Annotated in this window: 13 protein-coding genes, 1 tRNA gene and 1 pseudogene; 5 read left to right on the forward strand and 10 right to left on the reverse strand. The window is 40.2% G+C overall.

Annotated elements, in window-relative coordinates:
• Positions 1–128: 128 nt before the first annotated feature.
• Positions 129–623 (forward strand): annotated as a pseudogene (locus ABVT42_RS06830) (IS3 family transposase); the annotation flags it as partial.
• On the opposite strand, the gene ABVT42_RS06835 reads toward ABVT42_RS06830, so the two are convergent.
• The 5 genes from ABVT42_RS06835 to ABVT42_RS06855 form a co-directional block, all read right to left on the reverse strand.
• A complete protein-coding gene (locus ABVT42_RS06835) occupies positions 616–5,232 on the reverse strand; it encodes a hypothetical protein (protein WP_353874167.1) in 4,617 nt (1,538 codons plus the stop codon). The pseudogene ABVT42_RS06830 and the gene ABVT42_RS06835 overlap by 8 nt on opposite strands.
• A 238-nt stretch (positions 5,233–5,470) precedes the next feature.
• Entirely contained in the window at positions 5,471–6,256 is a 786-nt protein-coding gene (locus ABVT42_RS06840) for a DUF2971 domain-containing protein (protein ID WP_353874166.1), read from the reverse strand.
• Between the two features lie 116 nt (positions 6,257–6,372).
• Positions 6,373–6,804, reverse strand: coding sequence for a hypothetical protein (locus tag ABVT42_RS06845; protein WP_353874165.1), 432 nt, complete (start codon positions 6,802–6,804; stop codon positions 6,373–6,375).
• Between the two features lie 704 nt (positions 6,805–7,508).
• Positions 7,509–7,585: transfer RNA gene (locus ABVT42_RS06850), tRNA-Ile, on the reverse strand.
• 182 nt (positions 7,586–7,767) lie between these two features.
• Positions 7,768–8,427 (reverse strand): class I SAM-dependent methyltransferase, encoded by a 660-nt coding sequence (locus ABVT42_RS06855; RefSeq protein ID WP_353874164.1) that lies wholly within the window; start codon positions 8,425–8,427, stop codon positions 7,768–7,770.
• A 76-nt stretch (positions 8,428–8,503) separates the two neighbouring features.
• On the opposite strand from ABVT42_RS06855, the gene ABVT42_RS06860 reads away from it, so the two are divergent.
• Complete coding sequence (locus ABVT42_RS06860; RefSeq protein WP_353874163.1) at positions 8,504–10,084, forward strand: hypothetical protein; 1,581 nt, start codon at positions 8,504–8,506, stop codon at positions 10,082–10,084.
• Between the two features lie 48 nt (positions 10,085–10,132).
• Here ABVT42_RS06860 and ABVT42_RS06865 read toward each other — a convergent pair whose 3' ends face one another.
• The 4 genes from ABVT42_RS06865 to glnE all read right to left on the reverse strand — a co-directional run bounded on the left by ABVT42_RS06865 (position 10,133) and on the right by glnE (position 18,426).
• On the reverse strand, positions 10,133–13,360 hold the full coding sequence (locus ABVT42_RS06865; RefSeq protein ID WP_353874162.1) for an efflux RND transporter permease subunit: 3,228 nt from the start codon (positions 13,358–13,360) through the stop codon (positions 10,133–10,135).
• A gap of 190 nt (positions 13,361–13,550) precedes the next feature.
• Positions 13,551–14,816: an efflux RND transporter periplasmic adaptor subunit gene (locus ABVT42_RS06870; protein WP_353874161.1), complete on the reverse strand. Its 1,266-nt coding sequence runs from the start codon at positions 14,814–14,816 to the stop codon at positions 13,551–13,553.
• 298 nt (positions 14,817–15,114) lie between these two features.
• Entirely contained in the window at positions 15,115–15,369 is a 255-nt protein-coding gene (locus ABVT42_RS06875) for a zinc-finger domain-containing protein (protein WP_353874160.1), read from the reverse strand.
• 162 nt (positions 15,370–15,531) lie between these two features.
• A complete protein-coding gene (glnE, locus tag ABVT42_RS06880; RefSeq protein WP_353874159.1) occupies positions 15,532–18,426 on the reverse strand; it encodes a bifunctional [glutamate--ammonia ligase]-adenylyl-L-tyrosine phosphorylase/[glutamate--ammonia-ligase] adenylyltransferase in 2,895 nt (964 codons plus the stop codon).
• A gap of 278 nt (positions 18,427–18,704) precedes the next feature.
• Here glnE and ABVT42_RS06885 point away from each other — a divergent pair, with 278 nt between their 5' ends.
• The 3 genes from ABVT42_RS06885 to ABVT42_RS06895 all read left to right on the forward strand — a co-directional run bounded on the left by ABVT42_RS06885 (position 18,705) and on the right by ABVT42_RS06895 (position 21,580).
• Positions 18,705–18,926: a hypothetical protein gene (locus ABVT42_RS06885; RefSeq protein WP_353874158.1), complete on the forward strand. Its 222-nt coding sequence runs from the start codon at positions 18,705–18,707 to the stop codon at positions 18,924–18,926.
• A gap of 76 nt (positions 18,927–19,002) precedes the next feature.
• Complete coding sequence (locus tag ABVT42_RS06890) at positions 19,003–19,590, forward strand: LemA family protein (protein WP_353874157.1); 588 nt, start codon at positions 19,003–19,005, stop codon at positions 19,588–19,590.
• Between the two features lie 76 nt (positions 19,591–19,666).
• Positions 19,667–21,580 carry a M48 family metallopeptidase gene (locus tag ABVT42_RS06895; protein WP_353874156.1) on the forward strand — a complete coding sequence of 638 codons (1,914 nt, stop codon included), beginning with the start codon at positions 19,667–19,669 and terminating at the stop codon, positions 21,578–21,580.
• 14 nt (positions 21,581–21,594) lie between these two features.
• Here the strand turns inward: ABVT42_RS06895 and ABVT42_RS06900 are convergent, their stop codons facing one another.
• Entirely contained in the window at positions 21,595–23,118 is a 1,524-nt protein-coding gene (locus tag ABVT42_RS06900) for an NOL1/NOP2/sun family putative RNA methylase (RefSeq protein WP_353874155.1), read from the reverse strand.
• Between the last annotated feature and the right edge of the window lie 18 nt (positions 23,119–23,136).

Genomic DNA, 23,136 nt, shown 5'->3' on the forward strand with positions numbered 1-23,136 from the left:
ATTCAGGAATACATAAAAACTTTTGCTTATACCAATCTGCCAGCTTTTAAATGAAACTCTTGAATAAAAGTCTGATGTTTTTTGCCATTGAACACCTCTCAGTTTAGTAGTAATTGTGCCACTATCGTGGTGACGTCACCTATATCTGGACGGGTAAGCGGTGGGCATATTTGGCAGTTGTGTTAGACCTTTATGCACGAAAGCCTGTGGGTTGGGCTATGTCCTACTCGCCGAACAGTAAGCTAACCCAAACAGTCTTGCAAATGGCATTTGAAATGCGAGGCAAGCCAGAGGGATTATTATTCCATAGTGATCAAGGCTGTCATTACACCAGCGTAGAATTTAGGCAAACGCTTTGGCGTAATCAGAGCAAACAGAGCATGAGTCGTCGAGGCAATTGTTGGGATAACAGTCCAATGGAAAGACTCTTTCGAGCATTAAAAACGGAATGGATTCCAGTTAAAGGTTACGGAGACTTTGAGTCGGCCAAACAGCACATCGTGAAATATTTAGTCGGCTACTATAGCCAACAAAGACCTCACAGCTTCAATGATGGATTGCCTCCCAATCAGAAAGAAAAAGAATACGTCGAAAACTATAAAGGGGTGGCCCAAATTAGTTGACCTCTACATCTCCTGGTACTTTAGAGCCAAGAAGAGTTTTCTCCCTTTTACCTTTCCAGCGCTTAATACGATTTTTCAGTTTACTTTCGAAGCAAGAACTAAAACTAATAACAGGGCCACCCTTTTTGTCAAAGCTGTTCGCCCAAATCTCGAACCGCCCATCTACAATTTTTGTGAGTAGAATTCCGCAGCGCCAAAATTCTTCTGGCGATTCAGTTTCGCACATAATTTTATACCAGTGGCGAGACCACACATTTCTCTCGTACGCATATTTTGCGGTGCTAAAGGCTGCCCCAATCAAGCCCTTCGAATCCGAGTATCGAGCAAGAATGCTATCAGCCTTGGCGGATACATCACCAAAACCCAATATCAATAATGCTCTGGCTTTATCGATTGGCCTTTCTCGATCTAATAAATTTTCAGCATATCGGATGAGAAAATCTGATTTACCAGAAAACAAAGCCGCTAGAACTTCAATGGACAACTCGTGATCATTCGCTGCTCTGTCTAGCCGCTTGGCTCTTAGAGCGTCCATAGCCTCATTGTCAGCACTCTCCCAGATGCTCAATGAACCTAGTGGAATGGCGGCAAGTCCATGCGTAATCGTAAGTACTGCCGGTTCATTTTCAAAATGATCAAATAGCTTTCTGGCTAAAGGAGTTTCAATACTAGACAAACACTGCGCAAGCATAAGGGCAATATTAGTTACTCTGATTTTTTTGTTCTCGGGAAGAGAAAGAAAAGAATGGGCATAGCTTACTGCTGTTTCGGTCGAAAACTCTGTGAATGCCTTAACCGCACTTAATCCAACATTGTCAATTATCAATCTTGCCCCTTTTGCACTTAACTCTTTTTCAAAACGTTTGAATGACTCCCATGATCGCTCTTGCCGCTCATCAAATTCCTCTGGAGATTCTGACGATCTCTTCATAGATTCTATAGAAAATAAACCATCACTGTTATCAATGAGGGATAAAAGTGTTGGACGAACGGCGTTCAATGAATTCTGGTTTTGCTCGACAGGCGGAGATTTAGATGAAATATCCGCCCCCACTACTTTATCTAACGATTCAGAAAGCTTTTTGCTGATTAATACTTTCGCAGTATTGCCAAGTAATTGGGCAGCCAATCCATAAAAAGTTGGTGAAATACGAGCGATTACTTCATCAGAACTTATAATTCCTAGCTTCCCAGCAGATACAACCACGTATGAGCCGTAATGCACCTCAAAGTACTGCTCTCTTGGATCAAGAGGTTGGGCGCTCCATCCGCTCTTTACAACATATTCTATCAGCTTTGCATCTTCCAGATAGGTTATAACATTTAGGGCTTGCGCCCTAACGCTTGAATTCGAACTTCTAAATAATTCACCAACAACGCTCTTAGCTAATTCAGAAATGGGCGTATCTGAATATCTTGCGAAGGCTAGAATGGCTATCTTTACATTGTCGTTACTACTCTTTTTAGCTTTCATCAAGGCTTCCTCTAACTTTTCAGAGGTGGCTGGTTTAAAAGTATCGCAAAGCTTGAGTAATATCGCTCCCTGATTTGAAAGGGATGATAGGATATCTAGCTGTCTATCTCCGTTAATTTGAGAAAATACTGCGAATAACGAGTACTGAACAATAACCCAAGTGTCTTTAGATTCTGCAGAATTCCACGGTTCTGGTACGTGAGTTTTAGCGGCAATCTTTATGAGAGACTCGACTATTTCTGAAGTAAAAATAGGAAAATTTTGTGTGAATTCAGTTAAATTATTTCGCAGTGATTGAATTCCTTGGCCTACCGAGTGATTCGTTCGGTTTCTATAATATTTTATAGTCTCTCCTGGTAAAAATCTCACCAAGCCTGGTAGGGTGTCGCGGAGAAATATATCATCTTTTGTCATCCAACGTGACTCCCGCATATCCTCCATCATAATCTTTTTAAGATTTACTGCAGTAGATTTTATATTGTCTGGAAAGGTAGAACTAGGATCACAGGGGTCAGATGCACAGTATTTTTCGACGAGCCTCCAGCCTTCATATTTTTCTCTGTCTTTAGTTAACTCTTCAAAAATAAGGCTGGCTTTGTCCGCGTCTTCCTGTGTACCCGTAGCGCGCAGAATGGCAATCATTGACCACTTTCCTGTGTTAGATGAATTCTCGCCATCAAATATTTTGGCGATATTGAGTAGTTTATCTCGCGTATCTCTCCAGTCTTGGCTGTTAAAGCGAATAAGCGACTCAAAATCATTATAATCAGTTGAAGTGCAGCAGTTAAGAGATTGGGAAAATGCCCATGCAACAAGTGCTTCACTGAATGAAGAAATAGATGAACCGGAAATTATCTTAAATATGTCACTTGAAAGTTCTGATGTATTGACTTCGTCATCTTGAGTCATTTTGAGAGAAATAAAACCTTTCTCAGCAGAACTTAAGGAATCCATTCTTTGAGAAAGAACGTCCCGTCTCTCAGACACCATTTTATCGTAATTTTCCTTATCACCTTTTGCATAGAAAGCATGAACCGAAAGTTCGGGAGAAAGCGAATATACTCTTAACCATTTATCAAAACAAGATAATGCCATATTCCATGAACCAGTATCATATTTAAGCTCACTCAAGGCAGAAAGAAGCCAATCCTTATTGGCAATATATTCGGATTGGCATGCAAGACGATACAAAGTATTTAAGGCAGAGGACGGTCGAGCTCTGACGGCAGATGAGAATATCGAATATTCTTGAAAATCAATATTCTGCTGCTTTATAAAAGAAAGCAATATGGTCTCGCCAATAGCTTCGGAGCAGTTGTCGTCAATGCTAGAAATGAGCAGAGCCGAAATCATTGCCTTAGATGTCATATCCAATGCCGATATGGGCTCTATGATCTCGTTCAGAGTCTCGGCAAGATTTAAATCATTTCTCTCGGATTTTTGTAATGACTTAATCAAAGCTATTCCAAACGCTACTGACAAGCCTTCTTGAGAAAGGGTGTAAAGGTTAGGATCATTCTCTAATGGGTGGAAAAAATGACCTTCAGTTACAGCCAGAAGATCAGCAGACAGGTTATAGAGCGATGAGCCTGAACCTCCAATCTCGAATATAAGCTGGTCTTCCTCTTGATCTCTTTTAACGCGACTGATGATTTCCTGAGCGTGTTTAGATAGCCTGTCTTTAAATTGTTCAGGTCTTTCTAGAGCTGAGCCCTCTTTAGCTGACGCGCGAATATGTTCGAATAACAATCTTTCTACATTTAATTCGGAAAAATTAACAATTTGGGCACTATCCAGAAGTTCTATTGCTATAGAAAGAATACGAGGGTTTCTAAGAGTTTTAATCACAGCCTCAGTGATGCTCTTGATGTCTATAGCGCATTCTAAGAGAATCTCTTTCAATTCATCTAGACTCCACTCCTGAACAAGAATGGGGTTCAAATCAGTAAGCAGCGTATCCTTGATATTTGAATTGTAATAACCCTTACGACTTGATAAAACTAGGTTCCCGCCTAGGTCACTCAACACCCTACCAAAGCTGTCAATAATACGGCTCCAGACAATTTTCGCATTTTGATTAAGTCCATCAATAAATACTACCAATCTTGGTGGTTCGTTTTGAATACTGATGTTTTTCCACTGTTTGAAACGCCGACACCATCTGGCAACAATGACATCTGTCAGGCTGTCGCCAGTTTGAGTAATTATTTTATCGATAAGAAACTTTTCAAGCTGTTCATAAGAAAATGAATGACCTATTTCTGAGGCTGGCACAATGATAGTGAGCGATGAATTTTCTAGCTGACACCATGTTTGCGCGAATAGCCACGACTTCCCGCAACCTTCATCACCGAAAATAATATTGACGCTGTCATTAACTTTTAAGAAAACTTTTTCGGTCAATGTTGCAACTAATTTACGCCTAGGCTGTAAAGCTATTTTAGAGGTTGCTATAGGCGAAATCGGCTGTCCCAGTATTTGCTTTGCGTGCCGCTTATCCGAGAATATTCTCTTTAACCATTTGCTATTCTTCTCTATCGCAAGTTGTAAACCCAAAGTAGGTTCACGAAGCGAGCGCTCTAGCTCTCCTGCTTTCGAAGAAAATTCGGAAATTGAGCGAATTGAAGAGATTGCAGATTTTGCCTCAGTAAATAACTTTTTATTCGTAATGTTTTTCTGAAAAAATTCTATCGCAACATCTTCGGCTATGGCGCATGCGCATGCCAGTGGTGGGAACCGCATGTTCTCTGGCCAGTCGAGTATAATTAAGGAAACTCCGCCCATTTCAAAATTCGACTTGAGTGGATCGTGAATTTGGGTTTTGAGTTCTTGAGTGGCACCAAGAATCCATGCATCAGGAATATCTGTGCCGCTTAGTATTTCGACTGATTTGCTAAGAATTTCATTTTTAACGAGAGGTTTTGTGTATAGCTTGCATTCAAAACTGATATGGCTTGTTTGAGAAGATGCATCCCCATCTTTTCCATATTGCGACCCTGAACCAGCAAGGCGAAATGTGTGTCCGGATATCTTACCCAGAATTGCAGCTACAAAGCCTTCAAATCCATTTTGGCCAGTTGGCTTAAGAGCGCATATCGCGTTTTTTAAATTTTCTAAGTCGTCCGTATAGCTCATTTAAAGTCTTTGAATATTTTGAGAAAATCAGGTTTAATTATTTTGAGTGCTTAAGAAATTACGGGTACAGAATACTTAATCGATATCCGCTTTGGGTCGAAAACAGACTATCACATAAATCAACTCACTTCCGCTTTAAGATAGTTCCTACACTAAAACTATCTAATTTTCCTCGATATTTTAGTCGCGACTCGGCCATTTACGGACATTAATTTGAGTATTCGGCCTCCCTTGTTACTCATTCATAACATTCCATATTCTGTAGGCCGTAGGAATAATGCAGTCGTTCGAGTTTCTGTAAAGGGATGTTTTTCCGAGTACAGACATCTTCTAATAGTGCTAGCTCATCTGACTCTTCGACTTCACAACCTACGAATACTTTTGTCATTTTCAACCCTAGCTTTTCTAACTTCAAAGCTTTATTTCCTGACTCATTGTAAGTGATTATTCTTGATTCGTTTTCATAGGACCAATCTCGAAATTTTGTTCTAAGAATAATTTCTAATAGTATTCTTGGAGACCTTAAAAACTCGTGCCAATCAATACGAGGAATATTATTTGTATAAGATACAGACTGAAGTCGATACCCTCCAAGATATATTTTAAACCGCTCTAGGTAATTATCACTCACGGGAGAAAACTCTATGCATATTCCTTTGTGCTCATTTCCATAATGACTCCATGTCACGATGTTATATGGGGTATCAATGAACGATAAGATACCTATGCTTTTAATTCGTTGGCATACAGTTTGATGCGCTATCCAGTTTTTATCTTGTTTAGATTTGGCTTCAAAATACTCTGCATTTACCACATGATTAAAAATTTCGGCCTCATTTGCTAATTCATTGAGAAGTTCTTGAAGTTCATTAATTTCTATATCAGTCTTAAGATGAGGAAGTATTGAGCAATCATATGGATCGTTCAAAGAGCTAGCTTGAGGAACCCAAATTTCATCATTTGCAATATTCTCAATATTTCGCCGATCTAGTGGCTTAATCTTATACAAAGAACTTGAATACATACTGACAATATATCTCCTTTTGTTTGACTCAGTTTTAGCAACTTCAAGATTTTATTCTTGGTGCGGTCATTTTCTAACATCGGCTAATTGTTTTCGAATTTCGTGAAACTCTAAACTTAACTAAACCGCAATGGAGTGTTAGTGCGCTCAGGGTCAATCAGTCTCCATATTTTTTGCCCCCAGAACATAAGCTTTTTATTACCACTGTTTTCGTAGTCTAAAACTGCGCGAACCGAGTGTGTCGCAATTGAATATGCATAACCTAGAGCTAAAGCCTGGTCATTTCCAGAGTTCCCAGCTTTCAAACATGGAATTCGATACTGAGTGTTAAGAATCGCTGGGACATGAATCCACCAACAATCGTCTGCCATATTAAATGATTCGCTTTCTAGAATATCTATTACAGAAATACTATGTTCAACCATGACCTTGGCTGCTGCAGTAATAACTAACGACGGAAGGGTTCTTAAAGCTTCATCAGGAAGCTTTTGGAGTTCACTGTAAGTATTCCTTGCATCTCTGACCTGTAACCACCTTCCTATTCCCATCATTCTTCCTTTAAGTGCATAACAGCTTATTCTATTCAGCAAAACACAAGTAATAAACTCGATATCCCGAAAAATATCTTATTCATTAAATATTCAATAACTTACATGCATCTGTTTGAATTGTTAATATTATTATTTTCACATAGTGTAAATAATAATATATCCGTTAGAGCGATTCGCTATTCTTATTAACAAATTACAGCGCTAGCGAAGCGTAACAATAATAATTGCTTCTCTTGCCCAATGTCCGCTTTAAGATATAAACAGTCATTTCTCTCATTCTCTTACTTGATACTATCAACGGCCAATATTCCATACAATGTTAAAATTTAAGCCAAAAAACAGGCTCTGACAGGGTGTTAAAAATCTGTGGCTCACAGCTAACACCACGCTAATTTCTTTTAGCTTGAGTAAAGAATGAAGGGAATAAAGAAAGAATTTAAGGAGTCATCGCATACTAACTCAATCAAAGATCGCTTAATTTTAACTTTGTATATCGTTCAGGTCTTAAACTGATTCTAATATTGAGGGCGCTCGTATTTAAACTTTGTCTGACAAAGAGCTTCGTTTGAACTCTATAGCGTCGCAGATGGAGAAATGACCGAGCAAACGTGGCCACTTTTGCTTTCATATGAAACCATAATGTGGCCAAAGCGGCCAAACTATGCTTACAAGAACAAACTTCTTGATTTGTAAGGTGAAAATGGTGGGCCTTCACAGACTTGAACTGTGGACCTACCGATTATGAGTCGGGTGCTCTAACCAACTGAGCTAAAGGCCCATTTTCACTTTTATACTTGATCAATTTTAATTGATGAATCAGTTAGTACTGACATTAAAATATTGAGATACTAGGGCTAGTATCTCCCCAATGTTAAGCAGCAGCAGCCTAAATTGGGACAAATCAAGCGGAGTGGGAGTTTACGTAAAATATGACTGGCAATCAATAGTTAACGCCAGAATTTATTGGTAATCTGGCGAATAAACTGATGATTGATAAAAAAACACCACATCTTTATCAATTACTTTTAGCGTCCAGTTCATTTTTTGAGCGATCCACTCGAAAGTTGTAACCGAATAAAAATTAATATGAGTGGGATCATTTTTATAATGCCACTGGCTAAAAGCCGTTAAGTCTTTCACCCGCTTGGTCATAATCGCCAATATACCCTTCGGTTTGAGCAGTTGGTTTAAACTGGGTAAAAGCTCCGCCGGACGGCTGACATGCTCTATGACTTCGGTTAAGGTAATAAAGTCATATTGACTCGTTAGTCTCTCAGGGTAATTAGCAAAAAATGGATCGTAATTACTCACTGCAAGGCCAGCCTCCTGCGCCATTACACTAATCGTTGGGCCGGGCCCACAACCATAATCCAGCCCGATTGAGCCAGGTCTCATTTGCTCAAATAATGGTACTAATATTCGCGATAGAAATTTTCTATAGCCGATATCATCAGGGGAGTTTTGGTGTTTATCATATTCCAACTTTTCTTGTACTGCTGATAAATGGTGTGCTGGCGGCACGCTGACTAATTGACACGCAGTGCACTGAAAATAACTTCTTTTTTTATCACGATGATAAAAACTCATCGATTGAGAGAGGCACAAAGGACACTGCTGCAAATTCAACTCCACTTGTTGGTTTCTGGACTATACTAGAATAATTCGTGAACAATTACAGCCACTATCATTCATCCCGATGAGCAATAATGCAGTTCTGATTAAACAACGACTCACCGAGTATCAAAAAGCCCCACTTTATCCTTTAGAACTGCCTGCTATAAAAAATAAGCTGGCCGATCCTAATAGTTCGACGGATTCGTTTAAAGATATTTATTATAAAGATCCGCTATTTTGCGCAGCGCTGATTACCGCAGGTTGGGAAGCTACACAAAACCGCAGTAATCACCCCTACGCCGCCGATCATGCATTGAGTACCATTGGAATTGGTGGTGCACAACAACGCTTTTTACCTTTAAAGCCACAGGGCGAAATCAAATTATCACAAGAAGTCCAATTTTTACTCTCATGTAGTTTACTGGCGGCAGAGCTGGCTGAACAAATAGGCGAATTAACCAACGCTAGTAACCAGCGCTACTGGACCGCCTTATTTTACAGTTTACCGGATATCATACTTTGGTATTTAAAACCTGAAAGTATGTGGCGAATTTATTACCGTCGCTTAAATCGGCCCAGCAAGTTAAATTTGTTTGAAGAATCAAAGCTGGGATTTAATTTACACGACTGGCGCAAAACGATTGCCGAAGAGTTACACCTGAGCGAGCAATGCCAATTGATTTTTTCAAAAGAGTTGCCAACCAATCCCAAAGAATTATATGCATACGCCCACCAGGGCATTAGCGAGAGCACACCTTCATTGAAACAATGGCACCGTCAAGAAGCCTGGTTAATCGTTATGTGTAACCAATTAGCAAGAGCAGTAATGTCTTGTTGGCATCCTCACGGTACACAGCATATTATTGAATTAATCAAGCATTTATCACATTTAGAAAATCGAAAACTCAAGCAATCTATTCATCAAGGGATCCGCAATGTTAGTGAAAACCTAATACAAAGTCCTTTACCCAATCCTGGCTTCGGTTACTTGCTAAAACCCAGTAAACCACCTTTTCCAGATTGGCTAGTCAATCCCCAAATTGATAAATCACGCGTCTCACCCGCAAGAAGTACGCGCCAAAAAACGCATTTATCAGGTACTGCGCCGACGCATAGCCAGTCAACTAACTTTAATTTAGTACAATTAAAAAATAAGGTTGAGCAACTGATCAGTCAAATGCTCAATCAAGCCAATAGCTTCGCGTCATCAACCGCTTTGGTACAAGCAGGATTAACTTGCTTAATTAATGACTTACCTTTTGATCGCGCCTCATTTTTAATTGTGAACTACAAAAACCTAAATGCGCAAACCAAGATTGCTTTGTCGCGAGAAAAGCAACTAAAAATAAAACCCGACTTTAATTTTAAAACAACGCCGGCCTTGGCAAACTTCATTGAAAAGCAGGCTTTTATGTGTTTCAAACATGAGAAGCATCAAAAAATATGGCGACAATTACCCGAAGCGATTACTCGGCAAAAGATTGAACAATTTGGATTTTGTTCACTTAAGCCAGGCAGCAAAGTCAGAGCACTGATTTATTTTGATGGTAACAATCGTTTATGTTTTCAACCTGAAATACTTAAGCTGGTTAAGAAATTATTTTTGGCAATTAATAAAGGCCTATCAATCCGTAATGATACCCGCCAAAATAAAACCACTTAAGTATAGGTTCTTGCTCTCCCTTTAAAATGTAGAACCCACTCAAACGGTTTAATCGTTTGAGTCGGTTTGATTAGGGGCCGGCAAATAATGGTTAGAGGTCGGTAGATTGCCGCTAGTCGCCATTTGTTCTGGCACCATCATTTCCTTAGACGATGATTTAAATAAGTATCTAAAGAAACGACGAAAGTCTTCCAAAATTAAATATAAACTCGGAATTAAAAATAATGTAATTAAGGTTGCTAGCAAAATACCAAAAGCCAACGACAAGGCCATTGGAATAATAATTTGTGCTTGCAAGCTGGTTTCAAACATGATCGGTAGCAATCCAAAAAAGGTTGTAAGCGAGGTCAACATAATTGCCCTGAATCTTTGTGTACCCGCTTGTAATACCGAATCGAGCAATGGCAATCCTTCACGCCTTGCACGGTTTACAAATTCAACCATCAACAGACTGTCATTAACCACGACGCCGGTTAAGGCAATAATGCCAAAACCAGACATCATGCTAAAACTTTTATCAAAAATTAAATGGCCAATAATCGCGCCAATAAATCCAAAAGGAATAACCGACATAACCATAAACGGCTGAATATAAGATTTTAAGGGAATGGCCAATAAAATATAAATCAAAATCACCGCCAATAGCATTGAGCGACCTAATTCGGTAAACAACTCTCGCATATCTTTTGCCTGACCACTTAATTCGGAACTAACACCTGGATATTTTTTGATTAGTTCAGGTATAAATTCTTGGTTAATTTCTTTGGTAATTAAACTCGATTGCACTTTGTCTGGATCAAAATCGGCCATCACCGAAACAGCACGTTTACGATCTTCTCGCTGAATAGCCGAAACACTTTTACCCAATTTAAACTCGGCAACCGCAGAAAAAGGTACCCAATCACCTTTTGGTGTACGAATACGCATATTTTCAAGATTGGTAATTGATTTACGCTCCTCTTTGGGGTAGCGCACCATCACTTTTATTTCATCTTTACCGCGCTGGATACGTTGCGCTTCTTCACCAAAAAAAGCTTGTCGCACTTGACGTCCTAAATCGGCCAGCGTAATTCCAAGGGTTTCTGCACTGGGTTTTAATGAGAGTTCAATTTCCCGATTGCCTGTACTGTTTGAAGTACGAATATCATACACGCCTTCATACTCCATTAACTTATGTTGCAACTCTCGCGAAGCACGCTCAAGATTGTCATAATTTGATCCGGCCAGTCGAAAGCTGATAGCCGCATCACCACCAGCACCCGTGGTAGAAATAAAACGCATTTCTTTTACTCCAGCCACTTCACCCACCGCATTTCGCCAGGCTTTTTCAAAGGTGAGCGAATCGACAATGCGTGTTTCGGCTTTGGTTAGCTCGACCAGCATACCGCCTTGCGTATCGGTTTCAGTCCAGGCTAATGCATGTAACGCTAGAGATTCACCACCATTTTGCAGTGTCAATTCGGCATCAACTTTTTCAATGGCGGCCTCCATTCGCGCAATCAAATTGTCTCTGACTGAGACTGGCGAGCCATCATTTAAACTAAACCGAGCTTGTATCATATCTCCCGGTATCGAGGGAAAAGGTTCTGATTTGATAAGTCCGGACTTGATTAAGGCAATCGATAACACTAAAAGCGATGTAAAGCAAACCAGTGCTAAATAGCGACTTTTTACACACACATCCAGTGCGCGGCGATATTGGTTTTTAGCAAAACTTTCCATTCCTTCACGGGTTTTATGTTGCAGCTTACCCAACCAATCAGCTGACTTTTCGTCGTAAGCATCGTATTTCATGTGAGCTAAATGCGCAGGTAGTATCCATTTAGATTCTATCAATGAAAAAATCAGACACAGTATCACCACAACAGCAATAGCTTCGAAAAAAGGCGCATACACAAAGTCAAGTGTCAGCAAAGGAAGAAACGCAGCTATCGTCGTCAGTACCCCAAAAGTTGCGGGCACAGCAACCTTTTTAGCGCCATTGATAACATTGTCAATTGAATGTCCTTTTTCTTTCACTTCGGAATAAACACTTTCACCAATAATGATGGCATCATCTACCACAATCCCCAACACCAGAATCAATCCAAATAAACTGAGAAAATTAATATTGGTAGAAATATCACCCACTTTATCCATAAATAAAAAGGCGCCAAAAAAACATATGGGAATACCAATTAACACCCAAAGTGCCACTTTAAATCGTAAAAATAGTGTCAATAAAATAAATACCAAAATTACGCCCATGCCCATATTGCTAAACATCATATCCAAGCGTTGTTGCAAATAAGAAGCACCATCACCCCACGGCTCTATCTTGGCACCTTCGGGCAGCGCTTTATTTTTTTCTTCAACATATTGATGTACGGCTTTTGCAATGGCTATGTCGTTTTGTTCCCCTAATGATTGCACTTGAATAACGCTAGCGGGTTTACCGTTAAAGCGCGCATAATCGGTAGATTCGACAAAACCATCGTGAATGGTGGCAATATCGCCCAGTAATAATCGAGTTCCATCGGGGTTGGTACGCAAGATTAGTTGGGCAAACTCACTTTCTGAATAAGCCTGACCAATTGTTCGCAAACGAATATCGCCACCATTCGTTTTAATTTCGCCGCCCGGTAAATCAATTGAAAACTGACGAATCTTATTCGCTACTTCGGTCATGGTCAGATTATAAGCGCGTAATGTGGCATCGGTAATTTCAACGGCAATTTCATATCCACGACTGCCTAATATATTTGCCTTGTTGACTTCGGGCAAAGCCATAATTTCATCGCGGACTTCCTGAGTAATTGCCTGACGGGTCTTTTGATCCATATCGCCAAAAATACTTAGCCATAAAACACCAGATGAAAACTCGGACTTGGCAATCACGGGTTTTTCCGTTTCTCCAGGTAAGGTAGAAATGGCATCTACGCGAATTTTAATTTCATTTACGGCATCCTCCAGATCGATATCATTTTCTATTTCTGCAACAACGCTTGCATAGCCTTCACTGGCTGTTGAGTTGATTCGTTTGATGCCTTTGACATCTTGAATAGCTTCTTCAATTTTTAAAATGACGCCTTGCTCAACTTCTTCAGGCGCAGCGCCCAAATAAGCAACTTGAATGTTAACACTGTTAAACTGAATGTCGGGTTGCATTCGCTTAGTCATCATCTGATAAGAAATAAAGCCGCCGATAATAATAAAAATCATTAATAAATTAGCTGCTACCGGATTATAGGTAAACCAGGCAATCAAACCATTTTGTTTTTCAGTAGAAGTTTGCATATTATTTCTCTGCTATTCATTGCACACTGTGCCGACTTAACGCTGTGCTAACCTAATACCCTATATCAACCAATCCCTGTACTAACCAATCCCTGTACTAACTAAATTTGTCAGCGTTAAACATGCCATGAGTCGAGCCTATATTATTACCGTTAAATACGCTTTTCAGTATGCTTTAATCGACAGGTTATTATTGACTAACAATATTTTTTTCTTTTACAACATTGTTTGCTGCTGTTGAATTTTTATTTTCAATTACTGTGCGATCATTTTCGCTGATCGAAACGCGTAAAGGCATTCCCTGCACCGGAGATTCGATAGCCGTCATAATCACCTGATCACCAGTTTGCAGTCCTTCGCGCACATACACATAGTTGGCATCGGCTCGCACAACATTTAAATGACGCTGATATAATCGCTCATCTTTATCACTAACTAAAATATTGGTGAGATCTTTAAAAGCTTCGCGTGGAATTTTATATAAGTCTTTTTCGGTGCGCCCTTCAATAATCGCACTGACAAAAGTACCGATACTGAGTGGCGGTTGCGATGAATGGTCTGATAACAGAGAATAAGGATCCGCGATTTGTGCTACCGCATAGTGAACTCGGCTGCGCTCATCAACAACACCTTCCATTCTGACCAATCTAGCCGGCCATTGCCGAGTTTCACCGGCATATTCGGCAATTAACGTCACTTTCGAACCGCTGGCTTGTGTACCAGAATTTTGTGCCATATGTTGCTTGATCTTGGGGATGTTAATAAATGCCAGTTCTTGTGCGGTTAGTGGTAATCTGACCTCAGCATAATCAATCGCAAAAGTAGTACCAAGTTGAGTGCCTGTTGCCACAAATTGCCCGACATCAGCGAGTTTATTTTTTACCATGCCATCATAAGGTGCTCTGATAACCGTACGTGCCAGTTTTTGTTCAGCTTTTTTTAAGTCAGCCTGAGCCGATAATACATTCGCCTGTGCTTCCTGTAAAAAGGGTTCGCGTAATGCAAGCAGCGGTGCTGTGTCGCGCGATCGTCCGCTTAAATCCCATTCTTTTTTAGCTTGTTCTGTGCGCGCTTTTTCCTGAGCTAGTTTGGCTTGCTCGCCAGCCAACCGTGCTTTTGCTTGCTCAACCGCAACCTGATAATCGGTAGATTCTATTTGCAATAAGATTTCACCTTTGCGAAAAAATCCGCCAACCACAAAATTGTTGGAGACCGATTGCACCACACCAGAAACTTCTGAAACCAAGGTTGTTTCAGTACGCGGCGAAATCACACCGTGAACTTTAATTTCAAAAGTAACTGATTGTTTTTGTGGTATGAATACATCAACTAGCGGTGCCACATCATCAACCGGTTTTTTGGGTGGTTTGGGTTTATTGGCAAACATTAGCGATACGCCAGCACTACAAACAATAATTACGATGACACCGATCAAAAAGTTTTTTTTAATAACCATACACGCCTCAGGATACGCCTTGGATATTGCGACAGCCGTTTTTCTGCGCAAAAGATAGTCAGGTTAGTTATATTATTATCAAACAGTTTGTTATTGTGCCTTAAAAGCCAATTTCAAACCTTATGAAAATGTAATAAAAGATATACAAAATGTTGATTTAAGCGCTATCAAACAAACAATTTGAAAGGCATTCAAAATAGATTTTCACGTTGCACAATCTATTTACCGAATACTATACGTTAACCACCATCAAAAGGTTCAAAAAATTTTGATGGATAATTTATTTTGGTCAACCATTCTAATCATCAATTAATTCAAATCGATTACCGCAATAAGGACAGTTTGCCGAACCGGCTTTTTTAAAATCAAAGTAAACTCGTGGATGTAAATTCCATTGAGCCTGATCCCGAGGTGGACAACAAGCAGGGAGTTGTTTGCGAGTCACTTGATAAACCGGCTGAGAAGAAGGACCTGCCATCGATGATGAGGACTCGGGTTGAGTTTCAGATTGTTCACTTGTTAATGGATCAGATGCTAATTTTTCAGTTGTCATAAGATCTCTCTGCTATTTATCGAAACAATTTTCGAAAGTCAATTCACGCTAAGTATTTGTCAATGTGATGAATTACAAATAATCAATCACGCCATAAGTATATTTTAAATTCGTCACGTCACTATTTGATTTTAAATTGTAACCCTAGCATACTGTGCAAGCTTATTTTGAACATAATACTTGATGCCAAATATTATTAACCTGACTAAGTGGATCAACAAATTCTTTGTAGTCTGCCAATTGTTTTGGTGTAACCAAATTGATTTCATTAAGCTTATTACGAAACAGTCGATAATTGCGGATCAACGTCAATGCATCGGCGGCATCAATTAATCGATGGGCCTGTGCTAATTTTAGACAATCCACCATATTTTGCGGAACCTGTTCTTTGCCAAGATAAGCCAACACAAAATATTGCGCTAAAAATTCAATATCAACCATACCGCCAGCAGTTTGTTTCAAATCGACTTTACCTTGTTGATGTCTTTCTAACTGCTGACGCATTTTATCACGCATTGCAATGACATCTTGTTGTAAACGTTGTATATCTCGTTTTTTTGATAAAACATTGGTACGAATCTGGTTAAATGGCTCAATCATACTTTTATCACCAGCAACCAATCTTGCACGGACTAAAGCCTGATGCTCCCATGTCCAGGCCGATTCCTGCTGGTATTCCTGATAAGCATCAATATGGCTGACCAGTAATCCGGAACTGCCCGAAGGTCGCAGCCGCATGTCAACCTCGTACAACACACCTGAATTGGTCCGAGTTGATAAAAAGTGAATCAGTTTTTGTGCCAGGCGCGTATAAAAGCGACTGTTGCCAACGGGCTTAGGTCCTGTTGTTGCCTCATCAATCGGTTGATTAAATAAAAAGACCAAGTCAAGGTCTGAGCCAAAACCCAGCTCCAAGCCGCCCAGCTTGCCGTAGCCAATAACGGCAAAACCTTTATCTTGACCACCATCAAGAGATTGAGGTGCACCATGTTTTTTGACTAACATTCGCCAACATAAATCGACCGATGCCTGTAAAACCACTTCGGCAATTTGGGTTAAATAACGACTGACCTGAGAAATGCTCATTCGCTCAGCCAGCAGTGCAGCGGCCACTCGCAATTCATTAACTTGCTTAAATGTCCGCAAGGTATCAAGTAACAGCTCTTCATCTTCATTATCAACTCGCAGCAAACTTTGTTGTAATTCGGCGCGTAAATCAGCTTTTTCCAGTGGCTCATACAGGCTGCTCGGATACAGCAGCTCATCAAATAGTATGGGATATTCCGAGAGGCGCTGCACAATCCACTGACTGCGTCCCGCCAAATCAACCAAATGCTGCAAAATTGGTGGGTTTTCACTCAATAGCTCTAGATACGCAGTACGCTTTAATATGGATTGCAGGACTTTGAGCAAACAATCCAGAGTTTTGACAGGATCATCGGTTACTAGACAAATGGCCAGTAAAGCAGGGAAAAAAGTTTTTAAACGACGTGCGCCTCTAGCAGATAAGCTCGACACAGCCGAATCACTCAAAAAACGGTTTACCAACGCAACAAATTCTGTTGCCGTCAATTCTGCGATTTCTAACTGCTTATCTTCTTTGAGTTTTTGCTGCAACGCAGTCGGCTCAATATGGCCTTCTGCCAGCGAGACGTAAAACTCATCCTGTGACAAGGCATCCGCCCGCTGAGAACCCAGCAACTCATTGAAATGTTGATTTACTCGTTGTGTATGATGCTGCAAAGTATCGAGTAACACCTGCCAATTTGCAAAGTGCATTGCTTGCAGCAGCGCAGCTTGCTCTTGTGTTGACTGTGGTAATTGTTGAGTTTGTTTTTCATCATATTCTTGAATGCAATGTTCCATTTTGCGTAAAAATAAATAAGACTCAACCAGTTCATCAGCGACAGTTGCCGTCAAAAGCTTGCTCTCTACCAGCAAGGGCATCACCAAAAAAAGGTTTTTTTCTTGTAATCGTTTATCTCGTCCGCCTTGAATTAACTGCAAGGATTGCACGATAAACTCAATTTCTCTAATTCCACCAGCCCCTAGTTTAATATTGTCTTTTAGTCCTTTCCGCCGAACTTCTCGTTGAATCATTTCTTTCATATTACGAATAGATTCGATAACTCCATAATCGATATACCGGCGAAAAGAAAAGGGACGTATAATATCGGTCAGTTGCTTTTGATGCTCATGCTTTCCAGTTAACAGCCTCGCCCGAATCATGGCAAACCTTTCCCACTCACGTCCCTGCTCCTGATAATATTCTTCTGCTTGCGCCAAAGACATTGCTAAGGCCCCTGAATCACCATAAGGACGCAGTCGCATGTCGACTCGAAAGACAAATCCATCTTGTGTCACTTCATCAAGCACTTTGATCAACAACATGCTTAAGCGGCGAAAAAAGCGCGAGTTGTCCATGTTGCGTGGCGCATCGCAAGTTGTGCCATCTTCTGGATAGAAAAAGATTAAATCGATATCTGATGAAAAGTTGAGCTCTCCCCCGCCAAGCTTGCCCATTGCTAATATCAGCATCGACTGTAATTCACCGGACTCTCGGCCAATCGGTTTACCAAATCGCTCAATCAGTGTATTAAAGGACCAATCATAAGCTTGTCGAATTAAACAGTCTGCCAATTGCGATATTCGACGAGAAGAAACATCCAAGGTCATTTTGTCATTTAATTCAAGAATGGCAATCGCAGCGGAGTGCGCACGGCGAAAACATCTTAAGCGCGACATAAATACCGCTTCATCGAGTTTGTCGGCCGGATGGTCAATCTGCAAATAGTCCAACAAACCTTGTTGTAATGACTTTTCAAGCGACAGTTGATCAGCAGTTAAATGGTGTATTTGCCAATCGAGCGCCTGGTTTAATAAGTCAGGCAGTGAGTTTAGGGTAGTATTCACAAAACGACTCAATGGCAATACCGATTCAATCAAAGGGAATAAATCTTTCCCCTTAGGCGTTAGCTCCAAGTTTATAGTCTGTTTTTCGTCCGTACGAGATGAAGCAGCATTGGATGAAGATGTATCAGCGTTGGATGATTGCATAGATAGATTTTCGTTGTTTGCCTGATTCTGAGATTATTGTATAGTAAATTTGCCAGTATTTAGTTAATCTAAATACAATAAACCATAACATTCAATGATTCCAGCAATCAACGGGCCAACCGACAATCTACCTAAAATATTAGTCAAGGCAATGGTGGCATCGTAGTTTTTGAGCGTTATAACGGATCACCCAATAAATAAACATTAACTAACCAGTATTAAACAGCACCATTTATTTAACAAGGTATAACGTCTAACAAGGTAAAAAGAGAGGCCCTATGTTTCAGCTATTTGAAATGATTGTTGCAATTGTTTTTATTTCAATTGTTGCCAGCTTAATTCGCGAATGGATTAAACATCGTCAACCAGAACCTATTGACCTAAAACCACTGGAAGATCGTATTACCCGGCTGGAATCTTTAGAAGAGCGTATAAAAGTACTTGAAGCAATAGTGACAGATAAAGGCTATGATTTAAAATCACAAATTAATAATTTATAAATTCACTCCATCGTGTGTGCAGTTAACTTGCTAACATACAACGTTAACTTTTCAATTCAATCAAGAGGAATTTAAAATGGAAAGCGGGATTATTTTAGGTATTGTTGTACTCACAGCGATCGTCTTTATCACTCTGTATAACAAGCTGGTCACTCAAAAAAACCATTATAAAAATGCCTTTAAACAGATTGATGTCCAACTGACACGCCGTTATGAGCTAATCCCCAATTTGGTCGAAACCGCCAAAGGCTATATGCAACACGAAAAAGAAACGCTCGAAGCAGTCATTAACGCGAGAAATATGGCACAACAGGCAAATCAAAATGCCGCAGGTAATCCAACCGATGCCGCCAGAATAAAAGAACTGGCCGCAGCGGAAACGCTGTTAACCGGCACACTTGGAAAGTTATTTGCCCTGTCAGAAAACTATCCTGACTTAAAGGCTAACGAGACCATGAACCGTTTAATGGAAGAACTCACGTCAACCGAAAACAAAGTTGCTTTTTCACGTCAGGCTTTTAATGATAGCGTAATGCAATACAACATCACTCGTGAGACTTTTCCTTCAAATATTGTTGCCGGCATGTTCAATTTTGAACCGGCTCAATTGTGGGAAATGCAAGATCCCGCAGCACGCGAAGCTATCAAAGTTTCATTTAACTAGCGCAAATTAGTATCAGCCAGAATAAATATGCTGCTGATACTAACTTTCACCTGATAACTTTCACCTAACACACCGTATGGATTTTTTTACCCATCAGGCAAAAGCCAGACAGCAAACCAAAGTACTTGTTATGTTGTTTATCCTGGCAATTATACTGATTATTATCGCCATTAATCTGGTATTTTTTCTGGCGGTGGCATTTCATCAAGTTGATGAAAACACTATATCATTGTGGTTTAAACAACCTTATTGGAAATGGATTACCTTACTGACTATTGGCATAATATTACTCACTAGTTTATGGCGAAACTGGCAGCTGGGCCGCTCGACATTAAGCCTTGTACAAAGTGTAAACGCAACTCCCATTATTCAATCCCAGCAAACACTGGCTGAAAAAACCTTATTAAATGTGGTTGAGGAAATGTCAATTGCTTCAGGTATGCCTATTCCGGAAGTATTTATTATGCGCGAAGAATCGACTATAAATGCTTTTGTTGCCGGGCTAGAGCCATCAAAAGCCATTTTGGTTGTGACCCAAGGGTTATTAGATCACCTCAATCGTGAAGCGCTTCAAGCTGTTATTGCCCACGAATACAGTCATATTTTTCATGGCGACATGCGCATCAATGTCAAATTAATTGGTGTATTGGCCGGACTATTGGTCATTAGCCAAATCGGCCATGGTCTGCTGCGTGGAGGTCGCAGAAGTTCAAACAATAAAAACTCAAGCGCACTAGCCGTGCTGGTCATTGGCCTTGGCTTGTTTATTGTCGGATATATTGGTTTGTTTTTTGGTCGATTAATCAAAGCCGGAATTTCCCGTCAACGAGAATTTCTGGCCGATGCCTCTGCCGTTCAATACACTCGTAATAAATCGGGTATTTGTCAGGCCTTATATCAAATTGGTCAGCATAGTTCACTATTGTCTAGCCCAAAGGCCGAAGAAATGAGTCACTTATGCTTTGGTCAAGCGATCAAATATAAACTTTCAGGATGGCTAGCCACTCACCCGCCAATAGCACAGCGCATTAGTGCCATTGATCCACATTTTACTGCACAAGTAGATTTTGATATTAATTTATCTGCAAACCAACAACAAAATTCATCCACTAAAAAAACATTTACCGACACGGCAAACTTTACTGCCATGACAGAAAAATCTCCGTTAGCAGAACCACCCACAGCTTCAATTACCAGCAATAGCATTTTATCTTCGGTCGGACATCTATCAGAAAAACAATATTCTCATGCAGCACATTTATTGCAAACCATTCCAGCAGAATTATTAGCGATAGCACGCGGAGAAAACCAATCATGCAATAGCCAAAACTTGTTAGTCAGTTTAATTATTTATCACCAAAAAGTATCTCGCTTTCAGCAAATTTCCGCACTGAAAAATGCACACAATATTCAAGCACTAACCACTCAACTCAGTCCATTGACAATGCAGCAGCAGCACGCCTTGTTCGATATTGCATTGGCCAAACTGGTACAACTGGATGCCCCTACAAAGACACAATTAGAGCAACAATTAATCCAACTCATTAACCGTCCAACCCAATGTGGGCTAACCGAATTTGTTTTTTATGCACTCATTGTTAATAAATTAAAGCCATTGCAGCCGGCAACCAAAACAATTAATCAGTTTGCCAAGCTCGGTCATGAAATTAACGGTTTATTTTCACTACTTTACCAGCACAGCCAATTGAGTGATGCAGAAAAAAACAGTACTTTTTCAAAGCAGATGAAGGTATTGGGGATTTCACAAACAATGCTCTCCAATGAACCTTTTTCCCCTGAACGGTTAACTCGAATGTTAGAGAACCTTCATTGTTTACATCCTTTTTTGAAAAAAGAAGTTTTTAATCTGGCCATTGATATTATTCAACAAGATGGAATGGTAACAGACAACGAATATGAACTATTACGCTTGCTAGGTGAATACTTTGAATGTCCTGTACCAATAAATATAGGTCAAGTCACTGATTGATTAAATATTAAAAACTAAAATTGCAAGTTATCTCTAACCAGATCACGTGGTAGTAAATTTTTAATCTGGTGTTTTTGCTTTAAACCAATCCCCAGCACTTTTTGCTCAACCATTAAAATAACTTCACCATCAATCGGTAAATATTCAGCAGCATTATTAGCAACTTGATGCTTGGCAACTGAAATATCGAGCGAAGCGCCCCGCATAAAGGTAGAAGCCTGATTTGAATCTATTGTCATACATTGCTGTTTAAAATACGCTGCAAATGCCATAACAAATTGGTGATTAGTTCGTATCTTTTTAGGAAAAACATCTGCCAAATGGATACCGGCACGATTTATCTTAATGTAAGCATTAAGTCTTTCAATTTGTTTAGGAAACAACCATACCTCGATTCCCTTTTGGCGCCCTTGTGATTTATCACGCTGCAAAAAATCAAACGGAAGTGTTGCTAAGTCAAACCCAAAATGCTGTTGGTAGTAAGTATGAAGGGGTTGCCATTGCTTTTTATTGATTGGTTTAAACGGTGACTGAAAGACAGGACGAATAGTTGAGTCACCAGAAGCTGTTTTGGGTTTACGCACCTTGGCAACAAAGAAACCTTCACTGTCAAAATGATGCGGTAAAATATGTAAATATCCTTGTTGGGTCACCGCTTTTTCAGCACCATGAAATAAGTCGTGTAAAGACTCAACCTGAGCGTCAGAGGTATCGAGTAAAGAGTCAACGACCTGATGATTTTCTTCAAGCGATAAGGTGCAGGTAGAATATACTAATATACCGCCGGGCTTTAATGCCTCATAAGCGGAGGTTATCAATCGCTTTTGCAGTTGTGCAGTGGTTTGCACGCGAGTCAGTTGCCAGTCCGCTAATGCCAATGGATCTTTCCTCACCGTTCCCTCTCCACTACAGGGCGCATCAAGCAATATAAAGTCAAACTGTGCAGTTAATTTTTCGCCTAAATCACAGCCATCCAAATGCGACATTACGGTATTGGTGACACCACAACGTACCAGATTAGCATGTAAGCTTTTTAGCCGGCTGGCTGACAATTCATTGGCTAAGACTAACCCCTGATTTTCCAGCATTGCTGCCATTTGCGTAGTTTTTGAACCCGGTGCAGCAGCAACATCGGCCACCAGCCAACTATGGCGGTGATTGTCTTCAGCAGGCCAATTAAGCACAGGTAACAATAATGCTACTGGCGGCAGCATCGAACTGGCTTCCTGAATGTAAAATAGCCCCTGAATATGTTCAATACAGTTGCCTAAAGACAGCTCACAATCCTCGGTACCGGCAACCCAATAGCCCGCCTCGCACCAAGGAATAGGCGTTATTTGCCAGCCATATTGCTGTGCAGCCTTGACTAAGCCTGCATAATCCCACTTGAGTGAATTAATACGAATGCTGGGGCGAAGAGGTCTTGCACAAGCCGCCAAAAATTCAGCTTCGCTCTCAGCACTCAGAAAGGTTTGACGGGCATGAATAAGATAAGATTCACTTATCTTGAGATTAGCGGCATTTTTTATATCTGACATATTGGTGTCATGTTAAAG

It is taken from the genome of Aliikangiella maris (genome assembly GCF_040719265.1).
Lineage (GTDB): Bacteria > Pseudomonadota > Gammaproteobacteria > Enterobacterales > Kangiellaceae > Aliikangiella > Aliikangiella maris.

Bases quoted from the DNA above. Each gene is read 5' to 3' on its own strand.
- ABVT42_RS06835 (WP_353874167.1), bottom strand. From the start codon at position 5,232: ATGAGCTATACGGACGACTTAGAAAATTTAAAAAACGCGATATGCGCT.
- ABVT42_RS06840 (WP_353874166.1), bottom strand. From the start codon at position 6,256: ATGTATTCAAGTTCTTTGTATAAGATTAAGCCACTAGATCGGCGAAAT.
- ABVT42_RS06845 (WP_353874165.1), bottom strand. From the start codon at position 6,804: ATGGGAATAGGAAGGTGGTTACAGGTCAGAGATGCAAGGAATACTTAC.
- ABVT42_RS06860 (WP_353874163.1), top strand. From the start codon at position 8,504: ATGAGCAATAATGCAGTTCTGATTAAACAACGACTCACCGAGTATCAA.
- ABVT42_RS06865 (WP_353874162.1), bottom strand. From the start codon at position 13,360: ATGCAAACTTCTACTGAAAAACAAAATGGTTTGATTGCCTGGTTTACC.
- ABVT42_RS06870 (WP_353874161.1), bottom strand. From the start codon at position 14,816: ATGGTTATTAAAAAAAACTTTTTGATCGGTGTCATCGTAATTATTGTT.
- ABVT42_RS06875 (WP_353874160.1), bottom strand. From the start codon at position 15,369: ATGACAACTGAAAAATTAGCATCTGATCCATTAACAAGTGAACAATCT.
- glnE (WP_353874159.1), bottom strand. From the start codon at position 18,426: ATGCAATCATCCAACGCTGATACATCTTCATCCAATGCTGCTTCATCT.
- ABVT42_RS06885 (WP_353874158.1), top strand. From the start codon at position 18,705: ATGTTTCAGCTATTTGAAATGATTGTTGCAATTGTTTTTATTTCAATT.
- ABVT42_RS06890 (WP_353874157.1), top strand. From the start codon at position 19,003: ATGGAAAGCGGGATTATTTTAGGTATTGTTGTACTCACAGCGATCGTC.
- ABVT42_RS06895 (WP_353874156.1), top strand. From the start codon at position 19,667: ATGGATTTTTTTACCCATCAGGCAAAAGCCAGACAGCAAACCAAAGTA.
- ABVT42_RS06900 (WP_353874155.1), bottom strand. From the start codon at position 23,118: ATGTCAGATATAAAAAATGCCGCTAATCTCAAGATAAGTGAATCTTAT.